Raw genomic sequence first — 18,123 nt, 5'->3', positions numbered from 1 at the left:
ATTGCCCGAAGCGCCGCACGCGGTCAAGCGGCCGTGTGACGCGGCCCGCAAGGGAACTGCGGCGCGTCCGGGCCGTTGATGCGGGTGAGGAGAGAAACCTCGTTTCGACCTGGATAACCAAGGAGGAAAAAATGAACATCACGTCGAAACCCGAAGATTTCCATGCCGCAGACGCCTATCGCACGCGCCTGCCCGGCGAGGAGCGGCTGACGCCGCGCCGCGACCCGGTGCTGTGGTCGGACTGGACCGGGGATGCCCCGATCACCCGGCAGGAGGCCGCGCATTACGAGGAAAAGGGGTACCTGATCCGCAGGAACCTGTTTTCCGATGCAGAGTTGCGCCTGCTGATCGACACCTCGCTCCGGCTGCGCGGGGCGGGCGGGCCGGGGGCGCCCGCGGATTTCGTCACCGAGCCGGGCACCGACGCGGTGCGCACGGTCTTTCGCCTCGACACCCATTCGCCGGTCTTTGCGCGCCTGGCGGCCGACAAGCGGCTGGCCGGCGTGGCGCGGTTCCTGCTGGGCGACGAGGTCTGCCTGCACCAGTCGCGGCTGAACTACAAGCCCGGCTTTACCGGCAAGGAATTCTACTGGCATTCCGATTTCGAAACCTGGCACGCCGAGGACGGGATGCCGCGGATGCGCGCGGTGTCGGCCTCGGTTCTGCTGACGGACAATTCGCCGCTGAACGGCGCGCTGATGCTGGTGCCCGGGTCGCACAAGACCTTTGTCGCCTGCCGGGGCGAGACACCGAAGGACAATCACAAGACCTCGTTGCAAAAACAGGAGGTCGGCGTGCCCGGCCGTGACACGATCGCCCGGATGGTGGCGGAAAACGGGCTGGACGCGGCCACCGGCCCGGCGGGAACGGTGGTATTCTTCGACTGCAACACGCTGCACGGATCGAACGGCAATATCACGCCCGATCCGCGCTCGAACGCGTTTTTCGTGTTCAACGCGGTGTCGAACGCGCTGGTGGCGCCCTTTGCCGCCGATGACCCGCGCCCCGGCCATCTGGCCAACCGCGACGGCGCGCGGACCATCGTGCCGCAAGGCGGGCGGCTGACCGGCGCCTGACCGGGGGCGCCCCGCCACCAACACTCTGGCCACGGGGCGTATTTGCCGCTAGACTGCGCCGTATCAGACCCCGCAAAGGGGCGAACATGAGGCAGCGAGCGGTGCACCCATGACAGAAATGGTCTATGGCGCGGTCCCCGTGCGGGATGGCGAGCCGGTTCTCCCCAAATGGTGGCGGACCGTGGACAAATGGACGATGTCCTGCATCCTGATCCTGTTCGGGATCGGGATATTGCTGGGGCTTGCGGCCTCGCCGCCGCTGGCGGCGAAAAACGGGTTCGACGCGTTCCATTACGTGCAGCGGCAGGCGTTTTTCGGCGGCCTGGCGCTGATGGCGATGTTCGTGACCTCGATGATGACGCCGACGCTGGTGCGGCGGCTGGCGGTGCTGGGCTTTGTCGCGGCCTTTGTCGCGCTGGCGTTCCTGCCGGTCTTCGGCACCGATTTCGGCAAGGGGGCGGTGCGGTGGTATTCGCTGGGCTTCGCCTCGGTGCAGCCGTCGGAGTTCCTGAAGCCCGGTTTCGTGGTGGTGGTGGCCTGGATGATGGCCGCCTCGCAGGAGATCAACGGCCCGCCGGGGCGGATGTGGTCCTTCGGCATGACGCTGGTGATCGTGGCGATGCTGGCGATGCAGCCCGATTTCGGGCAGGCCAGCCTGGTGCTGTTCGGCTGGGGCGTGATGTGGTTCGTGGCGGGGGCGCCGATGCTTTTGCTGGTTGTGATGGCGGCGGGCGTGGTCATGGTCGGCTCGCTCGCCTATAACCATTCGGAGCATTTCGCGCGCCGGATCGACGGGTTCCTGACGCCCGATGTCGATCCCACGACGCAGCTGGGTTATGCCACCAACGCGATCCGCGAGGGCGGGTTTTTCGGCGTCGGCGTGGGCGAGGGGCAGGTGAAATGGTCGCTGCCCGATGCGCATACCGATTTCATCATCGCGGTTGCGGCCGAGGAATACGGGCTGATCCTGGTGCTGGTGATCATCGCGCTATACGCCAGCGTCGTCGTGCGCTCGCTGTTGCGGCTGATGAACGAGCGCGACCCGTTCATCCGGCTGGCGGGCACCGGGCTGGCGGTGATGTTCGGCGTGCAGGCGATGATCAACATGGGCGTGGCGGTGCGGCTGTTGCCGGCCAAGGGCATGACGCTGCCTTTCGTCAGCTACGGCGGTTCGTCGCTGATCGCGGGGGGGATCGCGGTGGGGATGCTGCTGGCCTTTACCCGCACCCGGCCGCAGGGCGAGATCGGCGACATCCTGCGCGGGGGGCGCGGACGCTGAGCCATGCGCCCCTGCGGAACCCCGCCGACGGGCGGTGCGCGCGGGATTGCGATACCGGGTCTGCCGGGCTATGCGGCGCGGCAGGGCTGTTGACGGAGTAGGGCGATGACGGAACGCCAACCTTTACTGGTGATCGCGGCGGGCGGCACGGGCGGACACATGTTCCCCGCGCAGGCGCTGGCCGAGGTGATGCTGCGCAAGGGCTGGCGGGTGAAGCTGTCGACCGATGCGCGCGGCGCGCGCTACACCGGCGGGTTTCCGCATTCGGTCGAGATCCAGCAGATCAGCAGCGCCACTTTCGCGCGCGGCGGCGTGCTGGCGAAACTGGCGGTTCCGTTCCGCATCGCGGGCGGTGTGCTGGGGGCGGTGACGGGCATGTTGCGCGATAAACCGGATGTGGTGGTCGGCTTTGGCGGCTACCCGTCGATCCCGGCGCTGGCGGCCGCCTTCGTGCTGCGCCGCCCGCGGATGATCCACGAACAGAACGGCGTGCTGGGCCGGGTGAACCGCGCCTTTGCCAGCCGCGTCGACGCGGTGGCCTGCGGGACATGGCCCGCCGATCTGCCCGAGGGGGTGGCGGGCGTGCATACCGGCAACCCGGTGCGCGGCGCGGTGCTGGAGCGTGCCGGCGCGCCCTATATCCCGCCGGGCGATTACCCGATGTCGGTGCTGGTGATCGGCGGCAGCCAGGGCGCGCGTATCCTGTCGGACGTGGTGCCGCCTTCCATCGCGGCGCTGCCGGTCGGGATGTTGCAGCATATCCGCGTCAGCCACCAGGCCCGCGACGAGGATGGCGAGCGTGTCGCCGCCTTTTACGCCGGGAACGGCATCCATGCCGAGGTGCAGCCGTTTTTCCACGACATCCCCCGTCGTATGAGCGAGGCGCAGCTTGTCATCAGCCGCTCGGGCGCGTCCAGCGTGGCCGATATCAGCGTGATCGGCCGGCCGGCGATCCTGATCCCCTATGCCGCGGCCACCGCCGATCACCAGACCGCCAATGCGCGCGGGCTGAAAGAGGCGGGCGGCGCGATCGTGATCCCCGAAAGCATGGTGACGGTCGAGGCGATGGCCGAACAGATCGACCTGGTCCTGTCCAACCCAGACGGCGCCGCGCAGATGGCGCGGGCGGCATTGTCGGCGGGCAAGCCCGACGCGACCGGGACGCTGGTGGCGCTGGTCGAGGAACTGGCGCGGGGCAGGGCGTGACGGTGGCAGGCCAGGCCGGGGCATCCGGCGGTATGACAAGGACGAAAAGTCCCGCGATGACGGGGCAGGATACGAGGAACGGCACAGGATGAACGCAGCAGCCACGAAACTTCCCACCGATGTGGGCCCGATCCATTTCGTCGGCATCGGCGGTATCGGCATGTCGGGCATCGCCGAGGTGTTGCTGAACCACGGCTATGACGTGCAGGGCAGCGACCTGAAGGCCTCGAAGATCACCGAGCGGTTGCAGGGCCTTGGCGCGCGCATCTTCATCGGGCAGCAGGCCGGGAACCTGGAGGGGGCCGAGGTCGTCGTGATCTCGTCCGCGATCAAGCCGGGCAACCCCGAGCTTGACGGCGCCCGCGCCCGTGGCCTGCCGGTGGTGCGCCGGGCCGAGATGCTGGCCGAGCTGATGCGGCTGAAATCCAACATCGCCGTGGCCGGGACGCACGGCAAGACCACCACAACGACGCTGGTGGCGGAATTGCTGGTCAAGGGCGGGATCGACCCGACGGTGATCAACGGCGGCATCATCCACGCCTATGGATCGAACGCGCGGATGGGGCAGGGCGAATGGATGGTGGTCGAGGCGGATGAAAGCGACGGCACCTTCAACCGGCTGCCCGCGACCATTGCCATCGTCACCAATATCGACCCCGAGCATATGGAGCACTGGGGCGATTTCGACACGCTGCGCGACGGGTTCTACCAGTTCGTATCGAACATCCCGTTCTACGGGGTGGCGGTCTGCTGCACCGACCACGCCGAGGTGCAGGCGCTGGTGGGCCGGGTGACCGACCGGCGGGTGGTGACCTACGGGTTCAACGCGCAGGCCGATATCCGTGCCGCCAACCTGACCTACAAGGCGGGTGTGGCGCATTTCGACATCCTGCTGCAGGCCGAGGGCACGGCGATCGAGGGCTGCACCCTGCCGATGCCGGGCGATCACAACGTCAGCAACGCGCTGGCCGCCGTCGCCGTGGCGCGGCACCTGGGCATGAAGCGCGACGAGATCCGCGCGGCGCTGGCGCAGTTCGGCGGCGTGAACCGCCGCTTCACCCGCGTGGGCGAGGTGGGTGGCGTGACCATCATCGACGATTACGGCCATCACCCGGTAGAGATCGCCGCCGTGCTGAAGGCCGCGCGGCAGGCCAGCGAGGGGCGGGTGATCGCGGTGCACCAGCCGCATCGCTATTCGCGCCTGTCCAACCTGTTCGACGATTTCTGCGCCTGTTTCAACGATGCCGACGTGGTCGCCATCGCCGAGGTCTTTGCCGCGGGCGAAGACCCGATCCCCGGCGCCAGCCGCGACGACCTTGTGGCCGGGCTGATCCGGCACGGCCATCGCCACGCCCGCGCCATCCATGACGAGGACGACCTGGAACGGCTGGTGCGCGAACAGGCGCGGCCGGGCGATATCGTGGTCTGCCTTGGCGCGGGCACGATCAGCGCCTGGGCCAACGGGCTGCCGGCGCGGCTGATGGACAAGGCGGGGTAGGGGCCGATGACGCTGGGCTGGGCCGTGGTCGCAATCGTCGTGCTGATGGCGCTTGTCGCCGTCACCCGGCTGATCCGGCGGCTGGTGCTGGGTTTTGCGGTTGCGGCGGCGGCGCTTTTGATGCTGCATTACCAGCATGACCCGGCGGCTGCCGGCACCGCGCTGGCGGCGCTGGGCGGCGGTGTGGCGCTGGCCGGGCCGCTGCGCGGGCTGATCCTGCGGGCATTCCTGTAGACGCAACGAGGTGCATCCCCCATGGCCGAACATCTGAAACGGCGGATCGGTCTGGGGCTGCTGACCGCCTATGGCGTCGGCGTCATGGTGGGGGCGGGCATCTACGTGCTGATCGGCGCCGCCGCCGGCGTGGCGGGGATGTGGGCGCCGCTGGCCTTCCTGCTGGCGGCGCTGGTGGCGGTGCCCACCGCGCTGAGCTTTTCCGAGCTGTCGGCGCGCATCCCCGAGGCGGCGGGCGACAGTTCCTATATCGAGATTGGGCTGAACCGGCATCATTTGGCGGTGTTCGTGGGCTGGGTGAACGTGATCGCGGGCACGGTCGCGGGTGCGGCGGTGCTGCGCGGGGGCGTGGGGTATCTGACCTCGTTCATGGACATCCCCTTTGCCGTGGCGGTGGTGGGGATCGGCGTCGTGCTGACGGTGGTCGCGGTGGTGGGCGTGCTGGAAAGCCTGGCCTTCGCCGCCATCCTGACGGTGATCGAGGTGATCGGCCTGTTCCTGGTGGTCTGGGCGGGGTTTTCCGCGCCGCCGGTGGCCGAGTGGCATGTCCCGTTGCCGCCGCCCGAATGGGCGGGGATCGCGGCGGCCTCGGTCTTTGCGTTTTTCGCCTTTATCGGGTTCGACGACATGGTGAACATGGCCGAGGAAACCCGCCGCCCCGAACGCACCATGCCGCGCGGCATCCTGCTGGCGCTGGCGATCACCGCGTTGTTGTATGCCCTTGTGTCGCTGGCCGCGGTCCGCGCCGTCCCGCGCGAGGTTCTGGGCACCTCGGAACGCCCGCTGGTGCTGGTCTGGGAGGCCGGCACCGGGCACAGCGGCGTGTTCCTGAGCGCCATCGCCGTGGCGGCGGCGCTGAACGGCATCCTGGCGCAGGTCGTGATGGCCAGCCGCGTGCTGTTCGGGCTGGGCAAACGCTCGCCCTCGATGGCGGTGTTCCGCCATGCGCATCCGCGGTTCGGCACGCCGGTTCTGGGCACGGTCGGGGTGGGGGTGGCGACGATGGCGGCGGCGCTGGCGCTGCCGGTCGCCACGCTGGCCGAGATCACCACGCAGGCGTTGCTGATCGTGTTCGCCATCGTCAATTCCGCGCTGATCGCGCTGAAGCGCAAGGCCCCGGGGGCGCCGTTCGACGTGCCCGTCTATGTGCCGTGGCTGGGGCTGATCCTGTGCGTGGCGCTGTTCGCGGCCTCGCTGGTGGGGGTATTCCTGTGAGAGAGGAAAGGGGGTGACGTGATGAGCATACCTGTATTGCTGGCGATCCTGTGGGTTATCGCGGCGACGGTGACCGCGATGCTGCCGATCCGGCGGCAATATGCGCCGGGGGTGATCCTGCTGCTGGCGGCGCCGGTGCTGATCGTCTGGATGGGTGCGCTGCATGGCTGGTGGCTGGCGGTGCTGGGGCTGGCGGCGTTCGCGTCGATGATGCGCAGGCCGCTGCGCTATCTCTGGCGGCGGGCGCGGGGCGAACGGCCCGAACTGCCGGAATGAGCGCGCCGCTGATCCTGGCCTGCCTGTGGCTGGTGGCGGCCAATGTGCTGGCGATGATCCCGTCGCGCGATCACCACTGGACGCGGGCCTATGTGCTGATCGCGCTGGGCGTGCCGCTGCTGGTCTGGCTGACCTGGGCGCAGGGGGTGTGGATCGGGCTGCTGTTCCTGGCGGCGGGGATGAGCGTGCTGCGCTGGCCGGTGATTTATCTCATGCGCTGGGCGCGGCGACGGCTGGGATAAGGGCGGGTTTGCGATGCGCTTCCGTCGGCGCACCAGCCCGGGGCGGGCACTTTCCCTCGGTGCGCCCGTGATCTAAAGCGTTTCGGGAAATACTGAGTCATCATGTATCGCTTTTTGCGTTCGAGCCGAAGGCGAGAGGCAGCGAAAAGCGATTCAGGATTTTCACGAAACGCTCTAGTAAGGCGTCGAACCGGAAAAGGGAGCCGATCATGACCATGCCGCAGGTGCGCGGGCGGCTGACGCCCGACAGGCCGCTGAACGATCTGACATGGCTGCGCGTGGGCGGGCCGGCGGACTGGCTGTTCCAGCCCGCGGACCTGCAGGATTTGCAGGATTTTCTGGCCGCGCTCGACCCTGCGGTGCCGGTGTTCCCGATGGGCGTGGGCAGCAACCTGATCGTGCGCGATGGCGGTATCCGCGCGGTGGTGACCCGGCTGGGGCGCGGTTTCAACGGGATCGACATCGACGGCAACCGCGTGACGGCGGGTGTTGCGGCGCTGGATGCGCATGTGGCCAAACGCGCGGCGGCGGCGGGGGTCGACCTGACCTTCCTGCGCACGATCCCCGGCAGCATCGGCGGGGCGGTGCGCATGAACGCGGGCTGCTATGGCAGCTATACGGCGGATGCGTTCGTCAGCGCCCGCGCGGTCACGCGGGCGGGCGAACTTGTCACCCTGACCGCCGAAGACCTGAATTTCCGCTATCGCCAGACCGACCTGCCCGAGGGCTGGGTGCTGGTCGATGCCACCTTCGAGGGGCCGTCGGGCGACCCGGACGCCTTGGCGCGGCGGATGGAGGAGCAACTGGCCACCCGCGACGCCAGCCAGCCGACGAAGGACCGCAGCGCCGGCAGCACCTTCCGCAACCCGGCCGGGTTTTCCAGCACGGGCCGCGCCGACGACACCCACGAGCTGAAGGCGTGGAAGGTGATCGACGATGCCGGAATGCGCGGCGCGCGGCGGGGCGGGGCGCAGATGAGCGAGAAGCATTCGAACTTCCTGATCAACACCGGCGAGGCCAGCGCCGCCGACCTCGAAGGGCTGGGCGAGGAGGTGCGGAAAAGGGTTTACGATTCCAGTGGGATCACGCTAGAGTGGGAAATCATGAGGGTCGGCGAAACGACCCCGGCAGGCAGTATATAACGACAAGTCAAAAGGGCCGGCGAAACGGCCCCGATATCAGAGGCAAGGACGGTGGCGAAGTCGAGCAGGACAAGCCCCAGGATTGCGGTGTTGATGGGTGGCCCCTCGGCCGAACGCGAGGTGTCGCTGTCATCCGGGCGCGCATGCGCCGCCGCGCTCAGGGGCGAAGGATACGAGGTGGTCGAGGTCGATGCCGGCCACGACCTGCCTGCACGCCTGTCCGAAATTTCCCCCGATGTCGCCTTCAACGCGCTGCATGGCCGCTGGGGCGAGGACGGGTGCGTGCAGGGGATGCTGGAATGGATGCGCATCCCCTATACCCATTCCGGGGTGCTGGCCTCGGCGCTGGCGATGGACAAGCAACGCTCCAAGGCCGCGTTCCGTGCCGCCGGGCTGCCGGTGGTCGACAGTCTGCTGGCCAGCCGCGACGAGGTGCGCACGCGGCACGTGATGGCGCCGCCCTACGTGGTCAAGCCGAATAACGAGGGCTCGTCCGTCGGCATCTATATCGTGGCCGAAAGCGCCAATACCCCGCCGCAGCTGGACGACACCATGCCCGAAACGGTGATGGTGGAAACCTACGCGCCGGGGCGCGAGCTGACCACGACGGTGATGGGCGACCGGGCGCTGACCGTGACCGACATCATCACCGAGGGCTGGTACGACTATCATGCCAAATATGCCGAGGGCGGATCGCGCCACGTGGTGCCCGCCGACATCCCGCGCGATGTGTTCGACGCCTGCCTGGACTATGCCCTGCGCGCGCATGAGGCGCTGGGCTGCCGGGGCGTCAGCCGCACCGATTTCCGCTGGGACGAGGCGCGCGGGCCGGACGGGCTGATCCTGCTGGAAACCAACACCCAGCCGGGGATGACCGCGACCTCGCTCAGCCCCGAACAGGCGCAGGCGCTCGGCATGAGCTTCGGCGCGTTCTGCGCCTGGATGGTGGAGGATGCCTCATGCGATCGCTGATCCGCCGCAGGCCGCAGGATGCGCGGCCCGATCCCGCGCCCTCACGCTGGTCCTACCGGATGCAGCGGCTGATGCTGACGCCGGGCTTTCGGCTGTTCTTGCGCGCGGGCGTGCCGCTGGCGCTGAGCTTTGCCGTGGGCAGTATCTATATGGCCGACGAGGGGCGGCGCGACGCGCTGAACCTGGCGATCGCCGATATCCGCACCCAGATCGAGACGCGGCCGGAATTCATGGTCAACGTGATGGCCATCGACGGCGCCAGCGCCAGCGTCGACGAGGATATCCGCGAGATCCTGCCGATGGATTTCCCGGTCAGTTCCTTCGACCTGGACCTTGTGGCGATCCACGACACGGTGCGCGAACTGCCCGCCGTGCGCGATGCCAGCGTGCGCGTGCGCACCGGCGGCGTGCTGCATATCGACGTGACCGAGCGGGTGCCGGTGGTGCTGTGGCGCAATGCCGAGGGGCTGGAGCTGGTGGATGAAACCGGCATGTCCGTGCGCCCGGCGCTGTCGCGGGCCGATCACCCCGGCTTGCCGGTGATCGCGGGCGCGGGGGCCACCGCGCAGGTGGACGAGGCGCTGCGCATCATCCGCGCCGCCGGGCCGCTGGCGCCGCGGCTGCGGGGCCTTGTGCGGATGGGCGAACGGCGCTGGGACGTGGTGCTGGATCGCGGCCAGCGCATCCTGCTGCCCGAGGCGCAGCCGGTGCAGGCGCTGGAGCAGGTGATCGCGCTGGACCATGTGCAGGAGATGCTGGAACGCGACCTGGCGGCGGTGGACATGCGTCTTGCCGGGCGGCCCACGCTGCGGATGAACGCCACCGCGGTCGAGCAGTGGTGGCACGTGCAGAAGACGAGTTTGGGAGAATAACAAGAAATGATCGAGCTCTACGAATCCCAGAGGGCGATGCGCAACATGCGCAAGGCGGCCATGCAGCGCGGGGTCGTTGCGATCCTCGATGTGGGCAGTTCCAAGATCGCCTGCCTCGTGCTGCGCTTCGACGGGGCCGAGCGGCTGGAGGCCGAGGGCATCGGCCCGATGGCGGGGCAGGCGGGGTTCCGGGTGATCGGCGCGGCCACCACCCGGTCGCGCGGCGTGAAGTTCGGCGAGATCCACGCCATGCAGGAAACCGAACGCGCGATCCGCACCGCTTTGCAGGCAGCGCAGAAGATGGCCAATATCCGGGTCGATCACGTGATCGCCTGTTTTTCCGGGGCCGAGCCGCGCAGCTACGGCGTGGCGGGCGAGATGGACCTGCAGGGCCACGTGGTGACCGAACAGGACGTCAGCCGCGTGCTGTCGGCCTGCGACGTGCCCGATTTCGGCCACGGGCGCGAGGTGCTGCACGCCCAGCCGGTGAATTTCGCGCTGGACCACCGCTCGGGCCTGGGCGATCCGCGTGGCCAGATGGGGCAGAGGCTGGCCTGCGACATGCACATGCTGACGGTCGAGGACACCGCGATCCAGAACCTGGCCCATTGCGTGAAACGCTGCGACCTGGAACTGGCGGGCATCGCCAGCTCGGCCTATGTCTCGGGTATCTCGGCGCTGGTCGAGGACGAGCAGGAGCTGGGCTCGGCCTGTATCGACCTGGGCGGCGGCACCACCGGCGTGTCGATCTTCATGAAGAAGCACATGATCTATGCCGACACCGTGCGGATGGGCGGCGATCACGTCACCGGCGACATCTCGATGGGGCTGTCGGTGCCGGCGAACGTGGCCGAGCGGATCAAGACGTTCTACGGCGGCGTGGTGGCCACCGGCCGCGACGACAGCGAGATGATCGAGACCGGCGGCGAGACCGGCGACTGGGAGCATGACCGACGGTCCGTCAGCCGGGCAGAGCTGATCGGCATCATGCGCCCGCGCGTCGAGGAGATACTGGAAGAGGTGCGCGCGCGGCTGGATGCCGCCGGGTTCGAACACCTGCCCAGCCAGCAGATCGTGCTGACCGGCGGCGCCAGCCAGATCCCCGGACTGGACGGGCTGGCCAGCCGCATCCTCGGCCAGCAGGTGCGGCTGGGCCGCCCGCTGCGGGTGCACGGGCTGCCGCAGGCCGCGACCGGCCCGGCCTTCGCCAGCGCGGTGGGGCTGTGCCTGTTCGCGGCGCATCCGCAGGACGAGTGGTGGGATTTCGACCTGCCGGTCGATCGCTACCCGGCGCGGTCGCTGCGCCGCGCGGTCAAGTGGTTCAAGGACAACTGGTAGGGGGCCGGTCGTCCACGGGGCCCGCAAGGGGCGAATCCCCCCGCTGCGCCACGGCGGCCCTGCCGGGTGCAATAGGGTTGTGCGCCATGTGAACCGCAATATCTGGCCAAATCGGCAAAATCCCGCGCGCCGGATGCGGAAAGCGACCATATTTTGTGGGTTTTCTGCGTTTTTTTGGTGACGATGGCATGACCAAAGGGTAAGAATGGCCCAGAAAATTTGAGAAAAGGCCCGGTCAGGCGGGTCAAAAGCACAGGCGGACAGACCATGACATTGAACCTTTCGGTGCCCGGACATGACGAGCTGAAGCCCCGCATTACCGTTTTCGGTGTGGGCGGGGCCGGCGGAAACGCGGTCAACAACATGATCGAAAAGCAGCTGACCGGCTGCGATTTCGTGGTGGCCAACACCGACGCGCAGGCGCTGCAGCAATCGCGCGCCGACAACCGCATCCAGATGGGCGTGAAAGTGACCGAGGGGCTGGGCGCGGGCGCCAAGGCCACGATCGGCGCCGCCGCCGCCGAGGAAAGCATCGAGCAGATCGTCGACCACCTGGCAGGGTCGCATATGTGCTTCATCACCGCCGGCATGGGCGGCGGTACCGGCACCGGCGCCGCGCCGATCATCGCGCAGGCCGCGCGCGAACTGGGCGTGCTGACCGTGGGCGTGGTGACCAAGCCGTTCCAGTTCGAGGGCGGCAAGCGGATGAAACAGGCCGAGGACGGGGTCGAGGCCCTGCAGAAGGTCGTCGATACGCTGATCATCATCCCCAACCAGAACCTGTTTCGCCTCGCCAACGAGAAGACCACCTTTACCGAGGCGTTCTCGATGGCCGACGACGTGCTCTACCAGGGTGTGAAGGGCGTGACCGACCTGATGGTGCGCCCGGGCCTGATCAACCTCGACTTCGCGGATGTCCGCGCCGTGATGGACGAGATGGGCAAGGCCATGATGGGCACCGGCGAGGCCGAGGGCGAGGATCGCGCCGTGCAGGCCGCCGAAAAGGCCATCGCCAACCCGCTGCTGGACGAGATCAGCCTGAAAGGCGCCAAGGGCGTCCTGATCAACATCACCGGCGGGCACGACCTGACGCTGTTCGAACTGGACGAGGCCGCCAACCGCATCCGCGAAGAGGTGGACCCCGATGCCAACATCATCGTGGGCTCGACCCTCGATACCGGGATGGAAGGCGCGATGCGCGTGTCGGTGGTGGCCACCGGCATCGACGCCAGCGAGGTGCAGCACGATATCCCCGTGCCGCGCCGCACGATGGCCGCGCCGCTGACCCAGACCGTCAGCACCGAGGAGCGTGCGCCCGAGGCCGCGGCCCCCGCCGCGCCTGCGCCGCAGCCCGCACCCCAGCCTGCCGTGGCCGCCCGCGCCGAGCCGGTGCAGGAGCCGGGCCTGTTCCATGACCTCGACGCGCAGCGCGCCGCCGCCGAGGAGCAGATGGAAGACATCTTCGAAGAGGCGCCCGCCGCGGCCGACGACCTGCCGCCGCCGGCCTACCGCCCGCAGGTGGCCGAGTTCCAGCCGCGCGCCGAAGAGGAATACGAGGACGAGGCCGAAGCCTTCGTCGCGCCGCGCGCGCCCGCGCCGGGCACCCCGTCGCCCGAGGCGATGGCCCGCCTGCGCGCCGCCGTCGGCCGCCGCCCCGAGGCCGCCGAGCGCCCCGCCGCGGCCCCGGCCGCCGAGCCGCGCCACGCGACCGAGGCCGAGCGGTCGCGCTTCGGGATCAACTCGCTCATCAACCGGATGACCGGCCATGGCGAGGGGCAGCACCAGGCCGCGGCACAGCCGCGCCAGCAGCCGCCGGTCCGCGCCCAGCAGGTGCAGGAAGAGGCCGATCCCGACCAGGAACGGATCGAAATTCCGGCCTTCCTGCGGCGTCAGGCGAACTGACGCAACGTCACGATTTCATCGGAAAGGGCCGCCGGTTTGGCGGCCTTTTTCTTTTGGAACCAGGGTGTTAAGCCGTCGATATCGCAGCTGCGGCGAAACGCTGCCGATCCCGTGTGCCCATGTTTCAGACCGTTGCAAAGAGTGAGTTGAGCCTTCCCCGCCATTCGGAATAGTAAACGCCGTGTGAAGGCAGGGGATACCTTCGCGGAATTGAGGATTACGTGCAGACAACTCTGATCACATCGGTGACTTTCGACGGCGTCGGCCTGCATTCCGGCAAACCGGCGCGGATGATCCTGCGCCCGGCGCCGGTGAATCACGGCATCGTTTTCCGCCGCACCGACGTGACGCAGGGCGATGCACGGATCCCGGCGCGCTGGGACCGCGTGAACCAGTCGCCGCTTTGCACGCTTCTTGAAAATGCCGATGGCGTGTCGGTGTCCACGGTCGAGCATATCATGGCCGCGCTGACCGGCTGCGGCGTGCATAACGTGCTGGTCGAGATCGACGGCCCCGAGGTTCCGATCCTCGACGGCAGCGCCTCGGAATTCGTGCTGCGCATCCTGAACCACGGGCTGCGCAAGCAGGACGCGCCGGTGCGCGCGATCGAGGTCCTGGCCCCGGTCGAGGTGCGCCGCGGCGATGCCTGGGCCCGGCTGGAACCCGCCGCCGCGCTGACCATTGATTTTCACATCGACTTTGCCGACCGCGCCATCGGTGTGCAGCACAAGGTGCTGAACATGGCCAATGGCAGCTTCGTGCGCGAGCTGTGCGACAGCCGCACCTTCTGCCGCAAGGCCGATGTTGATGCGATGCGCTCGAACGGGCTGGCGCTGGGCGGGACGCTGGAAAACGCCGTCGTGGTCGATGGCGACCGGGTGCTGAGCCCCGGCGGGCTGCGCCACGCCGACGAGGCCGTGCGCCACAAGATGCTGGACGCGCTGGGCGACCTGGCGCTGGCCGGCGCGCCGCTGTTCGCGGCCTATACCGGCCACCGGGCAGGCCACGCGCTGACCAACGATTTGCTGCGCGCGCTGTTCGCCCGCCGCGATGCCTGGCGCATGGTGACCTGCGACGCGGCGATGGCCGCGCGGCTGCCCGGCGCGGGCGTGCACCTGGGCGAGTTGCGCCACGTTGCCTGACCTGCCGGTCGCCGGTCACCAGATTTTGTGCCAAAGGCGTTTTGCACCGAAATTTTCTGTGCTAGGACCAATCGCAAGCGCCGGGCGATGTTCGGCGAACGAAGTCCGTGGAAGGAAGAGATCGAGCATGACAGGCGGCAAACCGGCGCGGCGGCTTTTGGGGGGTGTTCTGGCCTTGGCCGTTCTGGCCGGTTGCAGCGACGCCAACAGCGTGGCCAGGGGTCAGATCCCGATGGAGACCTATTCCGCGCAGCAGATTTTCGAACGCGGCGAATACGAGGTCGAACGCGGCCGCCCCGATCGCGCGGCGTTTTACTTCTCCGAGGTCGAGCGGCTTTACCCCTATTCCGACTGGGCCAAGCGGTCGCTGATCATGCAGGCCTATGCCTATCACCGGGACAAGGATTACGAGAACAGCCGCTCTGCGGCGCAGCGGTATATCGACTTTTACCCCACCGACGAGGACGCGGCCTATGCCCAGTACCTGCTGGCGCTCAGCTATTACGACCAGGTCGACGAGGTCGGGCGCGACCAGGGGCTGACGTTCCAGGCGCTGCAATCGTTGCGCACGGTGATCGAACGCTATCCCGACAGCGAATACGCGCGGTCCTCGGTCCTGAAGTTCGATCTGGCCTTCGACCATCTCGCCGCCAAGGAGATGGAGATCGGCCGCTATTACCTGCGCCGCGATCACTATGCCGCGGCGATAAACCGTTTCCGCGTGGTGGTCGAGGATTTCCAGACCACCAGCCACACCGCCGAGGCGCTGCACCGCCTGGTCGAGGCCTACCTGTCGCTGGGCCTGACCAACGAGGCGCAGACCGCCGGGGCGATCCTGGGCCACAACTTCCGTTCGACCGACTGGTACGAGGACAGCTACAAGCTGCTGACCGGCCGGGGGCTGGAACTGAAGGCGGCGGGCGACGGCTGGCTGGCGCAGATCTATCGCCAGACGATCCAGGGCAAGTGGCTGTAAGGGGGGCCGGCCGGTGGCCCGGACGGCATCTGCATCATGCTGCGCGCGCTTGAAATCCGTGACATCCTGATCATCGACAGGCTGGACCTGGCCTTTCGCCCGGGGCTGAACGTGCTGACCGGCGAAACCGGGGCGGGCAAGTCGATCCTGCTGGATTCGCTGGGCTTCGTGCTGGGCTGGCGCGGCCGGGCCGAGCTGGTGCGGCAGGGCGCGCAGCAGGGCGAGGTGGTGGCCGAGTTCGACCTGGCCCCCGACCATCCCGCCCGCGCGGTGCTGGACGAGGCCGGGCTGCCCGCCGAGGACGGGCTGATCCTGCGCCGGGTGAATACCGCCGACGGGCGCAAGACCGCCTGGGTCAACGACCGGCGCTGCTCGGGCGAGGTGTTGCGGCGGCTGTCGGAAACGCTGGTGGAACTGCACGGCCAGCATGACGATCGCGGGCTGCTGGACCCCAGAGGCCACCGCGCGCTGCTCGATACCTACGGCGATCTTGGCGGGCTGGTGGCCGGCACGCGCGGCGCGTGGCGCGCGTTGCGCGCCGCCCGCAAGGCCGAGGCCGCGGCGCGGGCCGCGCTGGACGAGGTGCGCGCCGAAGAGGAATTCCTGCGCCACGCGGTTGCCGAGCTGGACAAGCTGGCCCCCGAGCCGGGCGAAGAGGAAGATCTCGACCGTCGCCGCCGCCTGATGCAGGCCGCCGCCAAGATCCGCGAGGATATCGCCCGCGCCCATGCCGCGCTGGGGCTGGAGGGCGCCGAGGGTGCGATGGGTGACGCGCTGCGCTGGATGGAAGGCGTGGCGGGGCAGGCCGAGGGCACGCTCGATGCGCCGCTGGATGCGGTGGGGCGTGCGCTGGGCGAGGTGTCGGACGCGGTGGCGGGGCTGGAAACCGCGCTGGAGCAACTGGATTTCAACCCGCACGAACTGGAAGAGACCGAGGAACGGCTGTTTGCCATTCGCGGGCTGGCGCGCAAGCATGGCGTGCTGGCCGACGACCTGGCGGAATTCGCCGATGGTTTGCGCAGCCGGCTGGCGGCGCTGGACCAGGGCGATGCCGACCTGGCCGAACTGGCCCGCCGGGTGGCCGAAACCGAGGCGGGTTATGACGCCGCCGCCGGGGCATTGACGCAGGCGCGGGAAAAGGCCGCCACGCGGCTGGATCGCGCGGTCACGACCGAGCTTGCGCCGCTCAGGATGGAGCGGGCGGTGTTCACCACGCAGATCGCCCCCGCCGATCCCGGCCCCGACGGGCGCGACGGCGTGGCCTTTACCGTCGCCACCAACCCCGGCGCGCCGGCGGGGCCGCTGGGCAAGATCGCCTCGGGCGGGGAGCTGAGCCGGTTCATGCTGGCGCTCAAGGTCTGCCTGACGGCCGAGGATCGCGGGCTGACGCTGATCTTCGACGAGATCGACCGCGGCGTCGGCGGTGCCACGGCGGATGCGGTGGGCCGCCGGCTGGCCGCGCTGGCGCAGGGCGGGCAGGTTCTGGTGGTCACCCATTCGCCGCAGGTGGCGGCGCTGGGGGCGCATCACTGGCGGGTGGAAAAGCGGGTGAGCGGCGGCCAGACGCTGTCGACCGTGGTGCCGCTGGACGATGCCGAGCGCGTGGACGAGATCGCGCGCATGGTGTCGGGCGATACCGTCACCGACGAGGCCCGCGCCGCGGCCCGCGCGCTGCTGGCGGGGTAGGGCGGCGCTATCGCGCCTGTGCCAGCCGCACGATCCCCATCGCACACAGCCCCAGCACGGTGGCGGTGACCAGCGTGCGGATCAGGTTGTAGACCTGCCAGCGCCCGGAATAGTCCTGCCAGAGCTGCGCGGCGGTTTCGATATCCTGCGGCACGGGGGCGGCCATCAGCGCCTGGTTCATCGGCACGTTCACGGCAAGTGTGACGGCGAAGGCGCCGGCCAGATAGGCCGCGCCCGCCGCCACGAAGCAGCCCGCCGCGCCCCGGTGCCCCGCGAGGGCCGCCAGACCGGCCGTCGCCAGCAGGATCGGGCCGGTTCCGAAAAAGGCCGGGGCGAAGACCGCGTTGCGCACCGATGCGTTCATGCCGTTCATGGCCGCGATCGCCACACGCGGGTCGATCGCATCCAGCCCCCACATGGTCGAGCAGACCCAGGCATAGAAGAACCCGAAGATCGCCGCCGACAACAGCAGCGACAGCCCGGCGGCGGTGGACAGGTACAAGGGGACGGGCGTTCGCGGCATGGCGGGCTCCTTTACCGGGCAGGACGATGCGGGGTGATACGGGCGGGCGGGCGCGATCCGTCGGGCATCAAAGCGCGCGGTCCAGTTTGGTGCTGAGATGGATCAGCGACTCGGACGAACGCACGCCCTTCGCCTCGCCGATGCGATCCAGCGTTTCGTCCAGGATTTCCGTGCTGTCCGCCGCGATCTGCACGATCAGGTCGAACCGTCCGCTGGTGGTGTGCACGGATTCGACCTGGGGCAGCGATTTCAGACGCGCCAGAACGGCGGGGCCCGAGCGCGGCTCGATCTGCAACAGCGCGGTGGCGCGCAGGCGGGTGGGGGCGGCCTGCCCCAGTTGCACGCGATAGCCGCGGATCACGCCCGCGCCCTCCATCCGGTCCAGCCGCGCCTGAACGGTGGTGCGCGCCAACCCCAGACGCTTGGCCAGCGCAGTGACCGGCAGCCGGGCGTTTTCGGCCAGCAGGGTCAGGATCGCGCGGTCGGTTTCGTCAATCTGTGCCATGTTTCGGCATTATGCCGAAAACATGAGTCACATCCAACA

Annotated in this window: 18 protein-coding genes; 16 read left to right on the top strand and 2 right to left on the bottom strand. The window is 68.7% G+C overall.

The annotated features are described in order from the left end of the window. Nucleotides 1-131 precede the first annotated feature (131 nt). The 16 genes from thpD to recN all read left to right on the top strand — a co-directional run bounded on the left by thpD (nucleotide 132) and on the right by recN (nucleotide 17,056). Entirely contained in the window at nucleotides 132-1,076 is a 945-nt protein-coding gene (gene thpD / locus F3H87_RS09935; RefSeq protein ID WP_149788893.1) for an ectoine hydroxylase, read from the top strand. Nucleotides 1,077-1,185: 109 nt separating this feature from the next. Further along, nucleotides 1,186-2,355, top strand: coding sequence for a putative lipid II flippase FtsW (ftsW, locus tag F3H87_RS09930; protein WP_149788894.1), 1,170 nt, complete (start codon nucleotides 1,186-1,188; stop codon nucleotides 2,353-2,355). A gap of 105 nt (nucleotides 2,356-2,460) precedes the next feature. Beyond that, nucleotides 2,461-3,561, top strand: coding sequence for a UDP-N-acetylglucosamine--N-acetylmuramyl-(pentapeptide) pyrophosphoryl-undecaprenol N-acetylglucosamine transferase (locus F3H87_RS09925; RefSeq protein ID WP_149788895.1), 1,101 nt, complete (start codon nucleotides 2,461-2,463; stop codon nucleotides 3,559-3,561). Between the two features lie 88 nt (nucleotides 3,562-3,649). After that, nucleotides 3,650-5,059, top strand: coding sequence for a UDP-N-acetylmuramate--L-alanine ligase (murC, locus tag F3H87_RS09920; RefSeq protein ID WP_149788896.1), 1,410 nt, complete (start codon nucleotides 3,650-3,652; stop codon nucleotides 5,057-5,059). A 6-nt stretch (nucleotides 5,060-5,065) separates the two neighbouring features. After that, nucleotides 5,066-5,293 (top strand): hypothetical protein, encoded by a 228-nt coding sequence (locus F3H87_RS09915; protein ID WP_149788897.1) that lies wholly within the window; start codon nucleotides 5,066-5,068, stop codon nucleotides 5,291-5,293. Between the two features lie 21 nt (nucleotides 5,294-5,314). Continuing rightward, nucleotides 5,315-6,508, top strand: coding sequence for an APC family permease (locus F3H87_RS09910; RefSeq protein WP_149788898.1), 1,194 nt, complete (start codon nucleotides 5,315-5,317; stop codon nucleotides 6,506-6,508). Nucleotides 6,509-6,529: 21 nt separating this feature from the next. Beyond that, nucleotides 6,530-6,784: a DUF2484 family protein gene (locus F3H87_RS09905; protein ID WP_188129230.1), complete on the top strand. Its 255-nt coding sequence runs from the start codon at nucleotides 6,530-6,532 to the stop codon at nucleotides 6,782-6,784. Then, entirely contained in the window at nucleotides 6,781-7,026 is a 246-nt protein-coding gene (locus F3H87_RS09900) for a DUF2484 family protein (protein WP_149788899.1), read from the top strand. Before F3H87_RS09905 ends, F3H87_RS09900 begins: the two co-directional genes overlap by 4 nt. Nucleotides 7,027-7,235: 209 nt before the next feature. Then, on the top strand, nucleotides 7,236-8,168 hold the full coding sequence (gene murB / locus F3H87_RS09895; protein WP_149788900.1) for a UDP-N-acetylmuramate dehydrogenase: 933 nt from the start codon (nucleotides 7,236-7,238) through the stop codon (nucleotides 8,166-8,168). 93 nt (nucleotides 8,169-8,261) lie between these two features. Continuing rightward, nucleotides 8,262-9,140 carry a D-alanine--D-alanine ligase gene (locus tag F3H87_RS09890; RefSeq protein WP_394852171.1) on the top strand — a complete coding sequence of 293 codons (879 nt, stop codon included), beginning with the start codon at nucleotides 8,262-8,264 and terminating at the stop codon, nucleotides 9,138-9,140. Next, entirely contained in the window at nucleotides 9,128-10,012 is an 885-nt protein-coding gene (locus F3H87_RS09885) for a cell division protein FtsQ/DivIB (RefSeq protein ID WP_149788901.1), read from the top strand. The genes F3H87_RS09890 and F3H87_RS09885 overlap by 13 nt, the downstream gene beginning before the upstream one ends. 6 nt (nucleotides 10,013-10,018) lie before the next feature. Further along, entirely contained in the window at nucleotides 10,019-11,350 is a 1,332-nt protein-coding gene (ftsA, locus tag F3H87_RS09880) for a cell division protein FtsA (RefSeq protein WP_149788902.1), read from the top strand. 267 nt (nucleotides 11,351-11,617) lie between these two features. Further along, complete coding sequence (gene ftsZ / locus F3H87_RS09875) at nucleotides 11,618-13,252, top strand: cell division protein FtsZ (protein ID WP_149788903.1); 1,635 nt, start codon at nucleotides 11,618-11,620, stop codon at nucleotides 13,250-13,252. Between the two features lie 221 nt (nucleotides 13,253-13,473). After that, nucleotides 13,474-14,394 carry a UDP-3-O-acyl-N-acetylglucosamine deacetylase gene (gene lpxC, locus F3H87_RS09870; RefSeq protein ID WP_149788904.1) on the top strand — a complete coding sequence of 307 codons (921 nt, stop codon included), beginning with the start codon at nucleotides 13,474-13,476 and terminating at the stop codon, nucleotides 14,392-14,394. A 127-nt stretch (nucleotides 14,395-14,521) separates the two neighbouring features. Continuing rightward, a complete protein-coding gene (locus F3H87_RS09865; protein ID WP_149788905.1) occupies nucleotides 14,522-15,370 on the top strand; it encodes an outer membrane protein assembly factor BamD in 849 nt (282 codons plus the stop codon). Between the two features lie 36 nt (nucleotides 15,371-15,406). Continuing rightward, the gene (recN, locus tag F3H87_RS09860; RefSeq protein ID WP_149788906.1) at nucleotides 15,407-17,056 is read left to right on the top strand and encodes a DNA repair protein RecN; all 1,650 of its coding nucleotides are present in this window, start codon (nucleotides 15,407-15,409) and stop codon (nucleotides 17,054-17,056) included. 7 nt (nucleotides 17,057-17,063) lie between these two features. Here the strand turns inward: recN and F3H87_RS09855 are convergent, their stop codons facing one another. Together F3H87_RS09855 and F3H87_RS09850 are read right to left on the bottom strand one after the other, a co-directional pair. Then, complete coding sequence (locus tag F3H87_RS09855) at nucleotides 17,064-17,579, bottom strand: anthrone oxygenase family protein (RefSeq protein WP_149788907.1); 516 nt, start codon at nucleotides 17,577-17,579, stop codon at nucleotides 17,064-17,066. Between the two features lie 67 nt (nucleotides 17,580-17,646). Further along, nucleotides 17,647-18,084 carry an Lrp/AsnC family transcriptional regulator gene (locus tag F3H87_RS09850; protein ID WP_149788908.1) on the bottom strand — a complete coding sequence of 146 codons (438 nt, stop codon included), beginning with the start codon at nucleotides 18,082-18,084 and terminating at the stop codon, nucleotides 17,647-17,649. Between the last annotated feature and the right edge of the window lie 39 nt (nucleotides 18,085-18,123).

Source organism: Lutimaribacter pacificus, assembly GCF_900142185.1.
In the GTDB taxonomy this organism is placed as follows: Bacteria; Pseudomonadota; Alphaproteobacteria; order Rhodobacterales; family Rhodobacteraceae; genus Lutimaribacter; species Lutimaribacter pacificus.
The sequence above is the reverse complement of the archived record's forward strand: the minus strand, read 5'-3'. Positions and strand labels throughout refer to the sequence as shown.

Coding starts and splice junctions, on each gene's coding strand:
- F3H87_RS09885 (WP_149788901.1), top strand. CDS start 9,128: ATGCGATCGCTGATCCGCCGCAGGCCGCAGGATGCGCGGCCCGATCCC.
- murC (WP_149788896.1), top strand. CDS start 3,650: ATGAACGCAGCAGCCACGAAACTTCCCACCGATGTGGGCCCGATCCAT.
- F3H87_RS09865 (WP_149788905.1), top strand. CDS start 14,522: ATGACAGGCGGCAAACCGGCGCGGCGGCTTTTGGGGGGTGTTCTGGCC.
- murB (WP_149788900.1), top strand. CDS start 7,236: ATGACCATGCCGCAGGTGCGCGGGCGGCTGACGCCCGACAGGCCGCTG.
- F3H87_RS09910 (WP_149788898.1), top strand. CDS start 5,315: ATGGCCGAACATCTGAAACGGCGGATCGGTCTGGGGCTGCTGACCGCC.
- F3H87_RS09855 (WP_149788907.1), bottom strand. CDS start 17,579: ATGCCGCGAACGCCCGTCCCCTTGTACCTGTCCACCGCCGCCGGGCTG.
- F3H87_RS09905 (WP_188129230.1), top strand. CDS start 6,530: ATGAGCATACCTGTATTGCTGGCGATCCTGTGGGTTATCGCGGCGACG.
- F3H87_RS09850 (WP_149788908.1), bottom strand. CDS start 18,084: ATGGCACAGATTGACGAAACCGACCGCGCGATCCTGACCCTGCTGGCC.
- thpD (WP_149788893.1), top strand. CDS start 132: ATGAACATCACGTCGAAACCCGAAGATTTCCATGCCGCAGACGCCTAT.
- F3H87_RS09890 (WP_394852171.1), top strand. CDS start 8,262: ATGGGTGGCCCCTCGGCCGAACGCGAGGTGTCGCTGTCATCCGGGCGC.
- F3H87_RS09925 (WP_149788895.1), top strand. CDS start 2,461: ATGACGGAACGCCAACCTTTACTGGTGATCGCGGCGGGCGGCACGGGC.
- F3H87_RS09915 (WP_149788897.1), top strand. CDS start 5,066: ATGACGCTGGGCTGGGCCGTGGTCGCAATCGTCGTGCTGATGGCGCTT.
- recN (WP_149788906.1), top strand. CDS start 15,407: ATGCTGCGCGCGCTTGAAATCCGTGACATCCTGATCATCGACAGGCTG.
- ftsZ (WP_149788903.1), top strand. CDS start 11,618: ATGACATTGAACCTTTCGGTGCCCGGACATGACGAGCTGAAGCCCCGC.
- ftsA (WP_149788902.1), top strand. CDS start 10,019: ATGATCGAGCTCTACGAATCCCAGAGGGCGATGCGCAACATGCGCAAG.
- ftsW (WP_149788894.1), top strand. CDS start 1,186: ATGACAGAAATGGTCTATGGCGCGGTCCCCGTGCGGGATGGCGAGCCG.
- F3H87_RS09900 (WP_149788899.1), top strand. CDS start 6,781: ATGAGCGCGCCGCTGATCCTGGCCTGCCTGTGGCTGGTGGCGGCCAAT.